Source organism: Paenibacillus sp. FSL R5-0517 (genome assembly GCF_037974355.1).
Lineage (GTDB): Bacteria > Bacillota > Bacilli > Paenibacillales > Paenibacillaceae > Paenibacillus.
Genome location: NZ_CP150235.1, coordinates 5,881,688 through 5,899,125 on the forward strand (window position 1 = coordinate 5,881,688; position 17,438 = coordinate 5,899,125).

The following is a 17,438-nucleotide window of genomic DNA, read 5'->3' on the forward strand; positions in this document are numbered from 1 at the left end:
TTGACCCTTTGCAAGAATAGTTCTTTCAACATGGATATCCCGTATACTCGCCTGTTCCCAGAAGAGAAAATGCTCCTCCTGATCTATAATCATGCTGTTTGTTCACCTCAATTAAATGATAATTCATTGCAAGATCATCTTACAACTTCACAATGTTTAGGACCAGCTTCCAATTCATCCAATACACTCATAGAAAACGCACAAAAAACCGTACCCTTCGGGGTACGGTTCTTTCTATATCCTAACGGCTCGCGAAAACCGGAATTTCATATGAATTGAAACGTTCTTCAACACATCATGTTCCAGATGATCAGCGTAATTTAAGCGTCCAATACTTTGGCAAATTGAGTTTTGTTCATACCCAGAATGCGGTGTTCACCAATGACAGTCAATGGCACGGCACGTACACCCATGTCCCACACTTGTTGTGCAAATTCATCGCTAGTTTCGATGTTGCGCTCTTCATAAGAGATCCCTTTGTCAGCCAGGAATGTTTTTACGGATTTGCAGTTCGGGCAGTTCGTTGATGTATATACAATTACGTTTTCCATGTTTAATTCACCTCATATGGTTTATATTATTCTATCGTTTGGTTGAAATCAGTGGAATCAGCTCATTCTATTACAGAACAACTGCGCTGTGCTCCAAACTTTCAATGTATTTCTCGGTGTCCATAGCAGCCATACATCCGCTACCTGCAGCTGTAATTGCTTGTTTGTAACGTGTATCCTGAACGTCACCACATGCGAATACGCCTGGGATGTTTGTCTCGGATGTACCTGGTGTAGTCAGGATATAACCGTGTTCGTCCGTAGTGATCTGTCCGCCAAGGAATCCGGTGTTTGGTGTGTGACCGATAGCTACGAATACGCCGCTTGCCGGAATCACTTCTTCTACACCTGTTTCGTTGTTCAATACTTTCAGACCTGTTACGCCGTTGTCACCAGCAAGGACTTCAAGTGGTGTACGATTCAAAGCCATTTCTACTTTTTCGTTGCTGCGTGCACGATCCTGCATAATTTTGGAGCCACGCAGTTCTTCACGACGGTGTACCAGCGTTACTTTGGAACCGAAACGGGACAGGAAGCTTGCTTCCTCAAGAGCAGAGTCACCACCGCCGATGACGATGATCTCTTTGTTACGGAAGAAGAATCCATCACATGTTGCACATGTGCTGACACCGCGCCCTACATTCGTTTCTTCACCTGGGATACCCAGGTATTTAGCAGATGCACCTGTAGACAGGATCAATGTTTCCGATACGAGTTCACCCATACCTTCAACTTGAATCTTGAACGGACGCTCGCTCATGTCGATGTTGTTCACCCAGCCTGTACGGAATTCAGCACCGAAACGTTCTGCTTGTTTACGCATGTTGTCCATCAGTTCAGGACCCATGATGCCATCAGGGAAACCTGGGAAGTTCTCCACTTCCGTCGTTGTTGTCAGTTGGCCACCAGGTTGTGGACCTTCAATAACGAGCGGGTTCAAGTTGGCACGTGCCAGATAGATTGCTGCTGTCAGCCCTGCAGGGCCTGTTCCAATAATAATTGATTTATACATGTATAGTTCCTCCCCCGGGTTCTGCAAAAAGGTTAGTCCCTCCGGCATCAAAAGCTGTTGCTTTTGCATACACTAGAACGAAAAGCCTAGATCATGTCCACAAGACCTGCCTGCGTAATGACAATAATCCTATGCAGAAACGGAATTCTAATTTATAATCATTCTAATCTGTTGTTCATTATGATCTCTTTTATGTACGGTGTCAATGCTCGGCAGCGATTATGAAGAAGTCTTCATCAGGAGGGAAAATGGAAGCATGAACGATGCACTCATTGGCAGTATTATATCAGCCATGTCTACTGGCCTAGGGGCCGTACCGATTCTATTTATGCGCAAAATATCGCACCGTCTGCGTGATATCTTGCTGGCATACGCTGCAGGTATTATGACCTCAGCCTCGGTTTATAATCTCATTCCGGAAGCGCTCGGCCAATCGAATCTCTTTGTACTCGCATTTGGTATTATGCTTGGTAGCCTGGTGCTACTGGTGCTCGAGATGAAGATTCCACACGTCGATCTGGAGAATCCCGAGAAAATGCCTTTCAAAATTGAAGCCAAAGCCTTCATGATTATTGCAGCGATTACCATGCATAATCTGCCAGAGGGGTTATCGGTTGGTGTCAGCTACGCAAGCTCGGATGAGAACCTGGGCAATCTTATTGCCTTCTCCATCGGATTGCAGAATGCGCCGGAGGGATTCCTGGTCGCCCTCTTTCTAGTGAACCAGAATATTGGCCGCTTCAAAGCACTGGGCATTGCCACCCTCACCGGAGCAGTAGAGATTATTACAGCGATGATAGGTTATACATTAAGCAGTCTCGTATCCGGCCTTGTCCCTTATGGTCTGGCATTTGCAGCCGGTGCGATGATGTTCATTGTGTATAAAGAACTCATTCCCGAAAGTCACGGCGACGGCAATGCACGAGTGGCAACTATCTCGTTTTTACTCGGACTCATCACGATGATCGGTCTGACCGAACTGTTTTAATTGAAGAATGTATACTTACTATGCACGTTAAACCTTGTTTAAGACTCTTACAGTACAGAAAAAAGAACCCGAGCGAACAGCGCCTAAAGCTGTCGACCGGGTTCTTTTTTTAGCCACAAATGAAGATTCCATGAAATTAATGGGATCGCCTGTAAGGTTGTGATGCCCTCTTCTGATCAGGATTGTATAAATCGAATCAATTCCGAATTGAATCTTTCCAATTCATCATAGAAAGCACCATGACCACTCTCTTCAAAAGCAATCAATTGAGACGAAGCGATGCCTTTATGCATCTGCTCTGCGAATTCGAACGGACAGATCTCATCCTTTTTCCCGTGCAAAATGGCCGTCGGCACCTGAATGGAACTCAGGTCACCTCGTAGATCCTCATCCCGTAGGGCAATTGCACTGCGAATGGTACCATAAGATGAAGCCTCCATACCAAGCGCGTGGAACCAATCCATGAATGGCTGGCTGTGTTTCTTCGCGAAGAACATGCCGCCAAATGTCTCCAGCAACTTCGGACGATCTACAAAAATCGGCTCAATGATCTGCTCGTTCAGCTGCTCTGGAGTCAATCCATACGGATAACCTTCGCGCTGTGTGAACACAGGGGCTGCCGCAGATAACAAGGCCAGCTTGGAGACACCATGTCCCTTATGTCTGGCCATGTAATGTACTGCAATCGCTCCACCCATGGAGAACCCTGCGAGTACCACGTCTTTCAGCTCCAAATCATCGATAACAGCACGAACATCGTCTGCCATCCGATCATAATCATATCCGGTGGAAGGCTTATCTGATAAGCCGTATCCTCTAAAATCTATCGCAATGGCACGAATGCCATGGTTCGGAAGTACGTTCAATTGATATTCAAACATTTTATAATTAACAGGCCAGCCGTGCAAAAAGACAACCGGAGTGCCTTCACCGATATCTTCAACATATACTTTTACATTCGGTTCCACTTGTACATAACGTCCCATATTTCACAGCTCCCTTTGTCCTCGAATGATTGCAACTTTCTCTTCGAATCATTACCCGTTGACCCAAGGTTCAAACGTGAGCCGTTCAACCAGTCGTATACAACCAGCAAAACCAATGAATCATTTTCATCTCCAAATCCGATTAACGTAGCAGCCTAAGCCCATTCAGGATAACCAGAATTGTACTGCCTTCATGACCTACCACACCCAGAGGCAATGCGACGTCTTGGAGGAAGTTACCTGCAATTAAGGCCAGAATAACGGTGATGGCAAAACACATATTTTGCTTCACCGTACGCTGTGCTCGGCGTGCCTGCCCAATCACCCAAGCGATCTCTTCGATATTGTCGTTCATCAGCACCGCATCAGCAACCTCCAATGCAGTTCCACTGCCGGACAATCCCATTCCCATACCCACAGTCGCTGCTGCAAGTGCCGGAGCATCATTGACACCATCTCCCACCATTAGCACTGGACCATACTGTTTGCGGAGCATTTGGACCTGCTTCACTTTATCTTCTGGCAGTAAGTCTGCATAGACCATGCTTACCCCCGTTTCACGTGCAATTACAGAGGCTGATTTGGCTCGATCGCCTGTTAACATCGCAACTTTAACTCCCATCGCTTCAAGCCTTCTCACTGCAGCTGCTGCCTGAGGGCGTACCGTATCCCGCATGGCGATCAACCCAGCCATTTCACCATCAGCCATAACAACGGATACCGTTTTTCCCTCCCCCTCAAGACGGGAACGTACTTCGTTCCATTCAGAAGACTCCATCGATTCCAATCCATTTGTTTTGCCAATACGCCAGAGCACATCGTTTACCGTTCCTTCGATACCCCAGCCTGTTAGCGCCTGTACATGCTCCGCTTCCTGAAGTGTAAGGTTCTCCTTGTTCGCCTGATCTACGATCGCACGAGCCAAGGGGTGCATGGAGATGTTCTCAATCGCTGCTACCGCAGCTAACAGCTGGGCGCGATCTATATTTTCAGCTGTAATAATATCTGTAACTTGCGGGGTGCCCATGGTCAATGTACCTGTTTTGTCAAAAGCAACGACCTGCGTGCGTGCCATATTCTCCATATGGGCACCACCCTTGAAGAGAATGCCACGGCGCGCACTGCTGGACATCGCGGACAACATGACAGGCATGATCGAAGACACCAATGCACAAGGTGATGCAACAACCAGAAATACCATCGCTTTATAAAATGCCTCGTTCCATGTCCAGCCAAGCAGCAGTGTAGTTCCTGCAATCACAAGTAAAGTCACCCCTACAACAATGCGTGCGTATATCCCTTCAAACCGCTCCATAAAACGCTGGGAATCCGGCACTTCTGCCTGCGCTTCTTCCACCATTTTAATGATTTTTCCGAACAGTGACCCTTCAGCCGATTTGGTGACCTCCACGTATAAGGCGCCCTCCCCGTTTACCGTACCTGCATAGACCTCATCCCCCGCAACTTTGTCCACAGGTAGGGATTCTCCGGTGATGGACGATTGATTGATAAAAGAACTCCCCCGGTACACGACCCCATCTGCTGGTATGAGTTCTCCCGGTTTCACCAACAGCAGATCACCTGGCTGGAGATCATCAATAGCCACAAGGTTCATCTGCCCATCCTCAATACGCAGTGCTGTCTCCGGCTTCAGCGCGAGCAACGATGAGATATCCTTATGACTGCGCTCTGTCGCATAACTTTCCAACGCACCACTGAGTGCAAAAATAAAGATCAGCATCGCGCCTTCATTCCAGTAACCAATAGCTGCTGCCCCAAGAGATGCGGCAATCATCAGCAGATTTACATCTAGATCACGGTCCTTGACCAGTGTCTCGATGCCTTCCTTCGCCTTGGTCCACCCCCCCACGGCATACGCCACAATGTAGAGCATGATGGATAAGGTACCAAAATACGGTGCAGTTCCCCAGGCAATCAGCATTAAAAGCCCGCTGCCCAATGCAGATTGCATCTCTTTATTCTGTACCATGGCTCGAAAATCAGGCTTTTTGCCGCGATTGGGGCCAGGTGTTTGGGACGAGCGTTGTTCTGTTTGTTTCTGTCTGTGTAGAGGTTGATGTATCGCTTGCATATAAATCACAATCCTTTCGAATGTTAGATTTGCGGATGACGAGTCTGCCTATTCCGCTCCCAGAAATGAAGTTGTATTGAGAATGAGAGCCATTGTTAATGCCCTAAAAATGACACATGCTGCTGCGGGAATCCCGCAGCAGCATGGTTTTGTGAATGGTTTTGCAATCATCTCGAATGAGAATGATAATCATTTTTGTGCTTATGCAATTATTTTTACCTAATACAACTTTTAATCAGTATATGCCTGTAATCCTCATTTGTAAATGGGTATTTTTCGGACGATTACTTTTACTCCTACATGCATATTCAAAAAGACAAAAAGCCGCTGTTCATAAAGACAGCGGCTTAAAGCATCTATTGATAGGCGTTTGACCAATTTTATAACATATCGCTTAAGTGACACCCAATACCATTTACGCGCCTACACTTGCTCCCTGACTTGCTTTGATCGCTTGCTCCAGATCATGAATAATGTCTTGAATGTTCTCTGTGCCAATAGATAGACGAATCAACTCCGGATTAACCCCTGCGGCAGTTTGTTCATCTTCAGTCAACTGCGCGTGAGTCGTACTTGCCGGGTGAATGATCAGTGACTTGGAATCGCCCACGTTTGCAAGGTGAGAGAACAGTTTAACATTTTCAATCAATTTACGACCCGCTTCCGCACCACCTTTGATTCCAAAGGTCAGAATGGCGCCCTGCCCTCTTGGCAGATACTTCTGGGCAAGCTCGTAAGAATCGTGGCTTGGCAGACCCGCATAACTTACCCAGGACACATCCTCATGTTTCTCGAGGAATTCCGCAACCGCAAGGGCGTTGCTACTATGGCGCTCTACGCGCAGATGTAATGTCTCCAGTCCCTGCAGCAACAACCAGGAGTTAAATGGAGAGATCGTTGCACCCAAGTCACGGAGAAGTTGTACACGAGCTTTGATAATATAAGCAATCGGTCCAACTGCTTCTGTATATACAACACCGTTATAACTGGCGTCCGGCTCCGTCAAACCAGGGAACTTGCCGCTTGCTTTCCAGTCAAATTTTCCGCTATCCACGATAACGCCACCAATGGATGTACCATGACCGCCAATGAATTTCGTTGCAGAGTGAACGACAATATCTGCTCCATGTTCGATTGGACGAAGAAGGTACGGGCTCGGGAACGTATTATCCACGATCAATGGAATGCCATGTTCATGAGCGATCGCTGCCACCGCTTCAATATCCAGTACATTCCCCTTTGGATTACCGATCGTTTCGGCATACAGTGCTTTCGTTTTCTCCGTAATCGCTGCCCGGAAATTCTCAGGATCACTGGAATCCACAAATTTCACGTCCAGACCCAGTTTCGGCAAAGTTGTCGAGAACAGATTGTATGTACCTCCATACAAACTCGCCGAAGACACGATCTCATCGCCTGCACCGGCAATATTCAGAAGCGAAAACGTAATGGCTGCTTGACCAGAAGCAGTAGCCAGCGCCCCAGCTCCGCCTTCCAACGCAGCAATCCGTTGCTCAAATACGTCAGTGGTTGGATTCATCAGACGGGTATAGATGTTGCCAAACTCTTTCAAACCAAACAGATTAGCTGCATGCTCAGTGTCCTTGAAGCCATAGGATGTTGTCTGATACAAGGGAACTGCTCGTGCGTTGGTAGTTGGATCAATCTCCTGACCTGCATGAATTGCCAATGTTTCAAATGAAAGCTCACGTTCGTTTGACATAAATCTGAATCCTCCCTTGATATATACGTTCTATAAGTTCATGATGTCTTGACATGGTGGTGTATGTTTTCCATATTCTCTCACAAGATGTCGCATTTGAAAAGACTTATTTCCGATTTTTCCGATGAGAAATATTAAATATGTATATTATCATTTCTATACCAAAAAAACCTTTGCCCTCGCAAAGGTTTTTCGGCTGCTGATGAAGATGCGCTGCATCACTTTTCAAACCGACTGTCTTTTAGACTCGAACTGCATCCCATACTTCACGCAAATGTTTGGCCGCAGGCACAGCTTGCTCCGCAGTTACACCTTCAAGTGAAATATCGATATGCGGCTTATACGTTTTTAGCAATTCAAAAAATAACGGGTAATCCAGTATGCCTGCCCCAGGTACCGGATTAAACTTCTCTCCCTGTGCATCGAAGGCGACATCCTTGGCATGGATCACAATCATGCGCTGATATAGCGATTCCATCACCTCGCGCAAGAAAGCTCCTTGATCTGCTGCATGTGGTTGTTTGATCAGATTACACGGGTCGAACAGCATTCCCAGATTGGATGAAGGAATCTCTTCAAACAAACGTGTCATATGTTCATGAGTATGAAGGGTATGTGTGGACACAGGCTCAATCGCTGCATGCACGCCCCATTTCTCCGCTTCCTCGGCCAACTCCTCAACCGTTTCTTTCAGCACACTCCACGCCTTCTCTTCATATCCATCCGGATGCGTATCCTGATAGGTGTCCAAGCTTCCGGTCTCCGTTGCGACCATGCTGCAACCGAAATCCCGGGCATAACGCAGATGTTCCTTGAATCGATCAATATCCGCACGGCGGCTTACCGGATCAGGGTCAATCGGATTAATATAACAGCCCAGTACCGCAATCTTCACTCCGCGCTGTGCAAATTGATCTCCAATCTCATTCGCCAGACCGGGGCTCAGCTTGCCATTCGATGAGTCCACATCGGATAATGCTTTGGCAAGTGCCAGCTGTACAGAGTTGAATCCGTTATCTGCAATGGTCTGCGCGAGCTGTGCTGTAGGCTGTTTACCAAATGTATGTGCTAGAATACCAAGTTTCATCTCACTGCCTCCTTATGCTAATCCGATGATCAAGCGATTAACGTGCCATCCAGCCACCATCGACATTCAGCACATGACCATTCAGATAATCCGAAGCGGCAGATGCCAGAAAGACAACCGGGCCTTTTAGATCTTCCGGTGTTCCCCAACGCCCCGCAGGAATACGGGCTGTAATATCCCGGTAACGATTCTCGTCCGCACGGATCTGAGTAGTATTATCGGTTTCCATATAACCAGGTGCGATACCGTTAATCTGGATTCCCTTCCCTGCCCATTCGTTGGCGAGTGCTTTGGTTAAACCGGCAACACCATGTTTGCTGGCTGTGTACCCTGGCACGTTAATCCCACCTTGATAGGACAACATGGATGCAATATTAATGATTTTGCCGCTTCCGCGTTCAATCATATGTCTGCCAGCCAATTGGCTTAGGAAAAATACCGTGTTCAGGTTCAGACCAATGACATCATGCCAGTCCTTCCCTGCATGATCAGCCGCAGGTGTGCGGCGAATGATTCCCGCATTGTTGACGAGAATATCAATTCTGCCTTGGAACGCAAGCGCCTGTTCGAACACAGCCGCCAACTCATCTTCACGACTTAAATCCGCTTCAATCACATAAGCTTTGCGTCCGAGTGCTTCAATGGCACTTGCCGTTTCGGCAGGTTTGGAATAAGAGACCAGCACCACATCAGCGCCTGCTTCCGCCAAACCAATGGCCATCCCTTGTCCAAGTCCTCCCGAAGTACCTGTTACCATTGCAACTTGTCCGCTTAAATCAAATGGGTTCATGAATGATTCCCTCCGCATGGTTGTAATATGCATTTTATCGATCTGTCCGTTCTTTAATCCCATGAATCATGAATGAGGTTAACTTTGATAATCCACTGTGACACCGCTCTGCTCGTATAAGGCAACTGTCTCTTCATCCAAACGATGATCACTGATAATATAGTCCAGTTCCGAACACTGGGCGAAAGTTCGCAGTGCAAATTGTCCGAATTTATAATGATCCACAACACCATATACCTGCTGGGAGGCAGATATCATTGCTTTTTTCAAGGGAACCAGATCTCCCGTGTATATGGATAATCCAAATTCCGGATGAAGTGCTGTCGTGGATATAAAGGCTTTATGAATGTTAAGACCGGAGATAAATGCAGCCGTGTCATCCCCCACCAGCATATTCCGTACACGAGCCCCGCCAGGCACAACCAGTCGTACTTGCTCCTTCTTGGTAAGCTCCGCAATAATGAACAAGTCGTTGGTCACCACCGTCAGCGGCTGATTGTCGAGACGTTTAGCCATCTCCAGCGTGGTGCTTCCACCATCGAGAGCAACGATATCGCCAGGTCGAATGTAAGCAAGGGCCCGTTCAGCAATCTCCGTTTTCTCCGATTGATGCTTCTCGGTAACTCCCCGGCTGTTCAAGATGCCATACTGGTCATTCTGAGCCAGCATAGCACCACCATGAACACGTACGAGTAGACCCATACTCTCCAACTTGTCGAGATCCTCTCGCACTGTTTTCCCAGTCACCTGCAACAGCTCACTCAGATCACTGACGGTTACTTCCTGGCGCTCCAGCAGAGCCTCCATAATTTTTTCATGTCTTTTCAATGGATTCATCCTGATCAACTTCCTATACTACCTGAGTTAATTGAATGAGTGTTCTAGTGTCTACTCTGCCAATTAACTCAGACATCTGTAATTTATTATTTCAGGTCTTTCATCGCTACGCCGTCCATATCTTCGAACGTCTGGTTCTCACCAGCCATCGCCCAACAGAAGGTGTAATTGCTCGTACCCACACCACTGTGAATGGACCAGCTTGGGGAGATGATCGCCTGACGGTCGCGTACAACCAGATGCCGCGTCTCGTTTGGCTCACCCATCATGTGGAATACAACGCCATCCTCAGGCAGATTCCAGTACAAGTATACTTCGGAACGGCGGTTATGGGTATGTGCAGGCATGGTATTCCACATGTTACCCTTGTCGAGTTCAGTAATACCCATTACCAGCTGACAACTCTGAATTCCACCTTCTCCTTGGTGAATGTAACGATAGATCGTACGCTCATTGGAAGTTTCGATGCTGCCCAGATGATTCGGCTGAGCTTGTTCTTGTGTTGCTTTTACTGTTGGATAGGTGTGGTGAGCCGGTGTGGATACAAAATAGAATTGTGCAGGTTGAGCCTTGTCACTGCTCGTGAACACAACTTCTTTCACACCTCTACCGATATAGAGACATTCCTTTGCTCCAATCTCATAACCTTGGCCATCCGCTGTTACTGTTCCATGACCACCTACATTAATGATACCGATTTCACGGCGCTCCAGGAAAAAGTTCGTTCCGATATCCTTCAGGTTCACTTCAAGGGTAATGTCTTTGCTCTCAGGTACAGCCGTTCCCACAATATAACGATCCACATGAGAATATACTGTTACCAATTCATCGGTTGCAAACAGTTGCTCCATCAAAAATTCCTCACGCAGGCGAGATGTATCATACGTTTTCACTTCATTGGGATGTGCAGCATAACGATTTTCCATTATTAATCCATTCCTTTCGTCATTTAAATTAGTTGGGATTGAGTTTGAACATGTTCATATAAGTTCATTTTAGTTCATTATGTATCTTTTGTGTACCTTTATTTTTAAAATGATTTATTTCATTAATAATTAACGATGTTTATTTCTTAATAAGAACAAAAAAAGATCTCCCCAGTCTGTATCACAGACCGGGAGATCTCCTTTGATTCACATATTAATGTGCAACAGCGTTGTTAAGCATGATCCAGATCGAACCAATTACGATGGTCATCATAATCAGCAATCCGAATATAAGTGCCATTACATTCCAGCGTGGTTTTTCTGTTTCACGAATATGCATGAAGAAGAAGAGTTGAACCACAAACTGAAGTGCTGCTGTACCCAGAATCACAATAAGTGTTCCTGTTTTGCCCATCATGTCGTTCAGAACCACCACAAGTGGAATGATTGTCAGTACGACGGACAGAATGAAGCCGATGACATAAGACTTCAGTGAGCCATGTTGTTCATGGCCGTGGGAATCATGTGAGTTGTGCTCTGCCATCTACATCACCCCCATGAGATAGACGATCGACAGAAGGAAGATCCATACGACGTCCAAGAAGTGCCAGTACAAGCTGATAACGTTGATCTTACCACGAGTAACGTCGGTAATCCCACGTTTTTTCAGTTGGAACATGAGTCCGATCATCCAGATCAGACCAAGCGATACGTGAAGTCCGTGAGTACCCACGAGGGTGAAGAATGCACCCGAAGCTGCACTCGTCGTGTAACTGAATCCTTCGTGAACCATCTCAATAAACTCATAAACCTCTAGGGCGATAAAGCTTGCACCCAGAACAGCTGTAACAATCAGCCAGTTAATCAATTGTTTCACTTTACCCTGGTTCATTGCCAGAACGGCAAGCCCGCTCGTAAATGAACTCGTGAGCAAGATAAATGTCTCGGCGATAACGCCAGGCATTTTGATCAGTTCGGACAAAATCGGTCCGCCCGCCGAATTGTCACGCAACACAATGAAGGTTGCGAACAATACGGAGAACAAGATAACGTCGGAAATCAGGAAGAACCAGAAACCGAGAATTTTCATTTCCTGTGGATCATGGTGGCCATGGTCATGACCATGCGCATGATTCTCACCGTGCTTAGCGGCTGCTTGAGCCATCTATACCGACCCCCTTAACGACGCTTCGGTACGCTTAATTTCGTCGACCGGAATGTAATAATCCGTATCGTAAGAGAATGAACGGGCGATCATACAGATGCCTACGCCAGCAAGTCCGAGAATCGCCATCCACAGCCATCCGAATACGAAGCCAAAGCCGGCTACAAACCAGAAGACAGACATAATGAACGGAATCGAAGAATTCTTCGGCATATGAATTGGTTCATATACAGGCTCAGGCGGATGAATGCCTTTCGCACGACGTTCTTTCTCTTCCCACCACTCATCAATATCATCTCCGCGCGGTGTAACAGCGAAGTTGTACTCTGGAGCTGGTGAAGGAATCGACCACTCGAGCGTACGACCATCCCATGGATCGCCGGAAGCTTTAAGTGTTTTGTATTTGCGAATACCGTCTGCAATTTGTGCAACTTGGAACAAGAATCCGACACCCATCAGGAATGCCCCGATTGTGGATACGAAGTTCAATTCCCACCAGCCAGTATCCCAGCCGTATGTGCTCAGACGACGTGTCATACCCATCAGACCGACAGCGTACTGCGGCATGAAGCAGACATAGAAACCAATATTCCAAGTCCAGAATGCCCATTTGCCCAGTTTCTCTTCGAGTTGGAAACCGAACATTTTAGGCCACCAGTAATACAGACCAGCGAAGTATCCGAAGACAACGCCACCGATCAATACTTGGTGGAAGTGGGCAATCAGGAAGTAACTGTTATGGAACTGGAAGTCAGCAGGAGCAACGGATAACAGAACGCCTGTCATACCCCCGACAATAAAGCACGGGATAAAGGCAAGTGTCCACATCATCGGAGTCGCCATGCGAATCCTTCCTCGATACATGGTAAACAGCCAGTTAAATATCTTAACCCCTGTTGGAATAGCAATCAACATCGTAGTTACGGCGAAGAATGCATTCACGTCCGCTCCTGAACCCATCGTGAAGAAGTGATGCGCCCATGTGAAGAAGGACAGGAAGCTGATGATTAACATTGCAAATACCATTGACTTGTAACCAAACAGTTTTTTCCGCGAGAAGGTACTTACAATCTCGGAGAACACACCGAATGCCGGCAAGACGACAATGTATACCTCAGGGTGACCCCACATCCAGATCAAGTTGATATACATCATTGGGTTACCGCCCAGATCAAGTGTGAAGAAATGCGCCCCGGCAAACCTGTCGAGGAATAGCAATGCAAGTGTCACAGTCAAGATCGGGAAAGCAAACAAGATAATGATACATGTGGAGAATACCGACCATGTGAACATCGGCATTTTCATCCATCTCATACCTGGCGCACGCATTTTAATGATGGTAACCAGGAAGTTGATACCGGTAGCCAGGGAACCGATACCCGATATCTGTATACCCCATATATAGAAGTTCTGTCCGACCCCCGGACTGTGTGACAGCTCCGATAGAGGTGGATAACTCAGCCATCCTGCATCCGGTGAACCACCGATAACGAAGGACAGGTTAAACAGCATTGCTCCCAGGAAGAATAACCAGAAGCTTAATGCATTCAGAAACGGGAAGGCAACGTCCCTTGCTCCGATCTGTAATGGCACGATAACGTTAAATAAACCAAACATGAATGGCATCGCCATGAACAGGATCATGATCGTGCCGTGAGTTGTAAAGACCTGATTATAATGTTCAGGATGTAAGAAATCCATGTTAGGCATAGCCAGCTGCAGACGCATCATCAATGCATCCACACCACCACGGAACAACATGATAATGGAAGCAATGATATACATAATACCGATCTTTTTATGATCGACGGTAGTTAACCAGTTACGCCAGAGCCAGCCCCATTTTTTGAAATAAGTCAGCACCGTTACGATAGTTATCATCGTAATACCGATGGCCACGTCTGCTCCATAGATCAGCGGGTCGCCAGTTACGAAAAACTCCGATGCGAACTCTTTAAGTCTCTCTAACATTGGGGGCCTCCTTTCGAATCTTTAGTTAGCACTCTTGTCCTCATCTTGATTGGACACATCGGTTTGACTTTGAATGGCTCCAGAAGCTTCACTTGAACTTCCATGCTTACTGTGAGCACTTTGACCATCGACAACATACTTGGTCACAATATTTTGGAACAATCCTTCTGGGAAGGCAGAATAATAAGCTACATTGCTTGTTCCTGGTTCAGCCAGTGCAGCGTAACCCTCTGTAGTCAATTCCTGAGAATTCTGTTTCACTTCAGCGACCCACTTGTCAAAATCTTCGTCCGATGTAGCATTCACATCAAAACGCATTTCTCCAAAATGCTCCCCTGTGAAGTTAGCACCTGAACCCCAGTACTTGCCTTCATGATCTGCTTGCAGATACAAGGTCATCGCCATACCCGACATCGTATAAATCTGTCCTCCAAGTTGCGGAATCCAGAATGAGTTCATCGGTGAATCCGCAGTGAGTTCAAATTTCACGGGCCGGTCTGCCGGAATATTCAGCGTGTTGACCGTTGCAATCCCTTGCTCAGGATACATAAACAACCATTTCCAATCCAGTGAAGACACTTGGATGGTAATTGGTGCTTTCTCGTGAGCCAACGGCTTCGAAGGCTCCAGATCATACGTGTAACGAATAGTAACAATGGCAAGCAGTCCAATAATAATAATTGGAACCGTCCACCAGATTGCCTCCGCCTTCGTACTATGAGACCAGTTAGGCTCATAAGCAGCTTTGTTATCCGGCTTGTCGCGGTAACGCCATACGATTACGGCAGACAAAATGAGTACTGGCACAATGATGACAGCACACAAAATTGTCGAGATGACAATCAAATCTCTCTGCGAAGCGCCAATTGGCCCCTTCGGATCCAGAACAACGTATTGTCCGCCTGCCAGCATTGGCCAGACAATCAATGCAATTGTAACCAACGTCAGGACAACCGGAATGATAATCCGGATTAGCGACCTAGGTTTCTTGTTCATTTTGATCCCCTCTCCTTAAATTCGCTCATACTGAAAAATCAGTATACTACTCTCTTCCTACTAAAGATATCAGAAATGAACAACTTTTTTGTTCTTGTTAACAAATTTGTCGATTTTACACCTTAAATGTGTGAATTTTTTCTCACAAATCGCTTGCATGGTTGATATTTGTACATTGTAATCTTTACACATCAAGTCACAAAATAAAACCCTTTGCAGTCCCGTTGATCAGTGTCAACGAATCCGCAAAGGGCTTTATTGACTGGATTCCGGGTACTTATCCAGTCTTATTATGAACGAATTAACGCAGGATTATAATCAATCGGCGCCTTCGTCTTCCCGGCGTGTATGAACAAGGCCAATCGCTTTGGCAATTACGTAAATAAACACACTACCTACAAGGAATCCAATACCGACCATCAAGCCAAGATTACGATCATTAAAATCATTCAAATTGATCAGACACATGACCACTCCCGTAATGAGTGCGACCCATGCCAGAACTGTCATCGTCAAGACGGCGCGCCGCATATTTTTGTCTTTGCGCTCCAATTGGCTGACCATTGCTGTCTTCGATGCCATAGTAAACACTTCCTTTTCCCTTTTGTAAGTGCTTTCCTTATACCAATATACCACATCAGTATGAATTTTAGTCAACAAATGTTCAAATTTTATTCGCAATTTGGACACTTTATTTTATTTTCAACTGTTGACAAAACATTATTCAATTTACTGATACTTCTTATAACCCAAAAATCGTATTTTCATAACAGGAACTCTACTTGACCTTATGAAACCTTTATGAACTACTCTTTGATAACTGTAAAAATACAAAAAAGACGGTGCATTGGAATACTCCAATGTTACCGTCTTTTTCTTCATTAATAAGGTATACATGTATAATGCAAACCTGATTTTCCCTTAAAATACTATTGCATTTAATGGGGAACCCCTTAGTTCCTTGTCTCCAGCCAGTTATTCTTAATGACATTCTGATACCAGTAATAACTCTCCTTCGGTGTTCTTACAAGTGAACGATAATCGACATGAACGAGACCGAAGCGCATCCGGTAGCCTTCTGCCCATTCGAAATTGTCCATTAATGACCATGCCATGTACCCTTTCAGGTTAATACCGTCATTAATGATGCGGTGGATTTGGGCCAAATGCTGCTCATAATAGGAAATCCGGCGATCATCGTTAATTTTGCCATTCTCCAAATCATCATTAATACAGGCACCATTCTCCGTGATATATACATCCACATTGCCGTACTTTTGCAAGTAATGCATGAATTCATACAAACCGCGTGATTCCACCGGCCAGCCGATATCTGTCTTGGTCAAGCCCATATCCACTTCTTCCGATTGAAGAACACCCGCTTCCGGATTGAAGCGATTGATTCCCATCGTGTAATAGTTAATGCCGAGCAGATCGATTGGTTGCGAGATAATCTCCATATCGCCTTCCTGTATTGGCACCGTAGCTCCTGCTTCTGCGAACCAGTCCACCATAAACTGCGGATACGTGCCTTTGTAGATCGGGTCTAGGAACCAATCGGTATTGAGCGCAATGGATCGATCACACGCTGCCTGGTCTTCAGGAGATTTGCTGTACGGCTCAGCCCAGCACACGTTCGGAGCGATACCAATCTGACCGGTTGTTCCCAGGCGACGGAACGATTGAACGGCTTTACCATGAGCAACCAGCAATCCATGTGCTACATTAATTGACGTTTGCAGGTCTTTGTTTCCTGGCGCATGAATCCCGAGAAGGTTCGACAGGAATGCGATACACCACGGTTCATTAAACGTTAGCCAAAAGTTGATCTTGCCCGAGAATTCCTTGAAAATCACCTCGGCATATTTCACAAAAGCATCAACCGTTCTGCGGTTGCCCCAACCACCGTCATCCTCCAGCGTTTGTGGAAGGTCCCAGTGATACAGGGTGAGGAACGGTTCGATACCCGCCTCTATCAATGCATCCACGAAGCGATGGTAGAAGTCCAGTCCTTCCCGATTGATCTCTCCATCTCCGTCAGGAATAATGCGCGGCCATGCAATGGAGAACCGGTACGTATTAATCCCGAGTTTCTTCATCAGTTCGATGTCTTCCGCATACCGGTGGTAACTGTCACATGCGACATCCCCATTGTCCCCGTTAAATACTTTGCCAGGTGTGCGAGCAAATGTATCCCAGATGGATACCCCGCGTCCACCTTCCTGTGCAGCTCCTTCTATTTGATAGGAAGCTGTTGCTGTCCCCCATCGAAAATCTTGTGGAAATTGAAAAATGGTCATGGTTAGCTCCTCCG

16 protein-coding genes are annotated in these 17,438 nt (G+C 46.3%); 1 reads left to right on the forward strand and 15 read right to left on the reverse strand.

Going from position 1 to position 17,438, the window contains the following annotated elements:
- Positions 1–320: 320 nt before the first annotated feature.
- Together MKX40_RS26305 and trxB are read right to left on the reverse strand one after the other, a co-directional pair.
- Positions 321–551: a glutaredoxin family protein gene (locus tag MKX40_RS26305; protein ID WP_339237784.1), complete on the reverse strand. Its 231-nt coding sequence runs from the start codon at positions 549–551 to the stop codon at positions 321–323.
- A 70-nt stretch (positions 552–621) separates the two neighbouring features.
- Positions 622–1,563 carry a thioredoxin-disulfide reductase gene (trxB, locus tag MKX40_RS26310; RefSeq protein ID WP_105601888.1) on the reverse strand — a complete coding sequence of 314 codons (942 nt, stop codon included), beginning with the start codon at positions 1,561–1,563 and terminating at the stop codon, positions 622–624.
- 256 nt (positions 1,564–1,819) lie between these two features.
- Here trxB and MKX40_RS26315 point away from each other — a divergent pair, with 256 nt between their 5' ends.
- The gene (locus MKX40_RS26315; protein ID WP_253440965.1) at positions 1,820–2,551 is read left to right on the forward strand and encodes a ZIP family metal transporter; all 732 of its coding nucleotides are present in this window, start codon (positions 1,820–1,822) and stop codon (positions 2,549–2,551) included.
- Positions 2,552–2,727: 176 nt separating this feature from the next.
- Here MKX40_RS26315 and MKX40_RS26320 read toward each other — a convergent pair whose 3' ends face one another.
- From MKX40_RS26320 to MKX40_RS26380, 13 genes are all read right to left on the reverse strand, one after another.
- Positions 2,728–3,537 carry an alpha/beta hydrolase gene (locus MKX40_RS26320; RefSeq protein WP_339237787.1) on the reverse strand — a complete coding sequence of 270 codons (810 nt, stop codon included), beginning with the start codon at positions 3,535–3,537 and terminating at the stop codon, positions 2,728–2,730.
- Positions 3,538–3,679: 142 nt separating this feature from the next.
- Positions 3,680–5,629, reverse strand: a complete 1,950-nt coding sequence (locus MKX40_RS26325) for a heavy metal translocating P-type ATPase (protein WP_339237789.1) — start codon at positions 5,627–5,629, stop codon at positions 3,680–3,682.
- A 415-nt stretch (positions 5,630–6,044) separates the two neighbouring features.
- Positions 6,045–7,352, reverse strand: a complete 1,308-nt coding sequence (locus MKX40_RS26330) for a homocysteine synthase (RefSeq protein WP_339237791.1) — start codon at positions 7,350–7,352, stop codon at positions 6,045–6,047.
- 241 nt (positions 7,353–7,593) lie between these two features.
- The gene (locus MKX40_RS26335; RefSeq protein ID WP_339237793.1) at positions 7,594–8,439 is read right to left on the reverse strand and encodes a sugar phosphate isomerase/epimerase; all 846 of its coding nucleotides are present in this window, start codon (positions 8,437–8,439) and stop codon (positions 7,594–7,596) included.
- A gap of 37 nt (positions 8,440–8,476) precedes the next feature.
- Complete coding sequence (gene kduD / locus MKX40_RS26340; protein WP_339237795.1) at positions 8,477–9,229, reverse strand: 2-dehydro-3-deoxy-D-gluconate 5-dehydrogenase KduD; 753 nt, start codon at positions 9,227–9,229, stop codon at positions 8,477–8,479.
- A 78-nt stretch (positions 9,230–9,307) separates the two neighbouring features.
- The gene (locus tag MKX40_RS26345) at positions 9,308–10,066 is read right to left on the reverse strand and encodes a DeoR/GlpR family DNA-binding transcription regulator (protein WP_339237797.1); all 759 of its coding nucleotides are present in this window, start codon (positions 10,064–10,066) and stop codon (positions 9,308–9,310) included.
- Positions 10,067–10,152: 86 nt separating this feature from the next.
- Positions 10,153–10,992: a 5-dehydro-4-deoxy-D-glucuronate isomerase gene (kduI, locus tag MKX40_RS26350; protein WP_036606918.1), complete on the reverse strand. Its 840-nt coding sequence runs from the start codon at positions 10,990–10,992 to the stop codon at positions 10,153–10,155.
- A 214-nt stretch (positions 10,993–11,206) separates the two neighbouring features.
- On the reverse strand, positions 11,207–11,536 hold the full coding sequence (gene cyoD / locus MKX40_RS26355; protein WP_091019256.1) for a cytochrome o ubiquinol oxidase subunit IV: 330 nt from the start codon (positions 11,534–11,536) through the stop codon (positions 11,207–11,209).
- Complete coding sequence (gene cyoC / locus MKX40_RS26360) at positions 11,537–12,157, reverse strand: cytochrome o ubiquinol oxidase subunit III (RefSeq protein ID WP_253440979.1); 621 nt, start codon at positions 12,155–12,157, stop codon at positions 11,537–11,539.
- Complete coding sequence (locus MKX40_RS26365; RefSeq protein ID WP_124118137.1) at positions 12,158–14,128, reverse strand: cbb3-type cytochrome c oxidase subunit I; 1,971 nt, start codon at positions 14,126–14,128, stop codon at positions 12,158–12,160.
- A gap of 21 nt (positions 14,129–14,149) precedes the next feature.
- The gene (gene cyoA, locus MKX40_RS26370) at positions 14,150–15,124 is read right to left on the reverse strand and encodes a ubiquinol oxidase subunit II (RefSeq protein ID WP_339237801.1); all 975 of its coding nucleotides are present in this window, start codon (positions 15,122–15,124) and stop codon (positions 14,150–14,152) included.
- Between the two features lie 318 nt (positions 15,125–15,442).
- Positions 15,443–15,706, reverse strand: coding sequence for a hypothetical protein (locus MKX40_RS26375; RefSeq protein ID WP_091038518.1), 264 nt, complete (start codon positions 15,704–15,706; stop codon positions 15,443–15,445).
- Between the two features lie 371 nt (positions 15,707–16,077).
- The gene (locus tag MKX40_RS26380; RefSeq protein WP_339237803.1) at positions 16,078–17,424 is read right to left on the reverse strand and encodes a GH1 family beta-glucosidase; all 1,347 of its coding nucleotides are present in this window, start codon (positions 17,422–17,424) and stop codon (positions 16,078–16,080) included.
- Positions 17,425–17,438 lie beyond the last annotated feature (14 nt).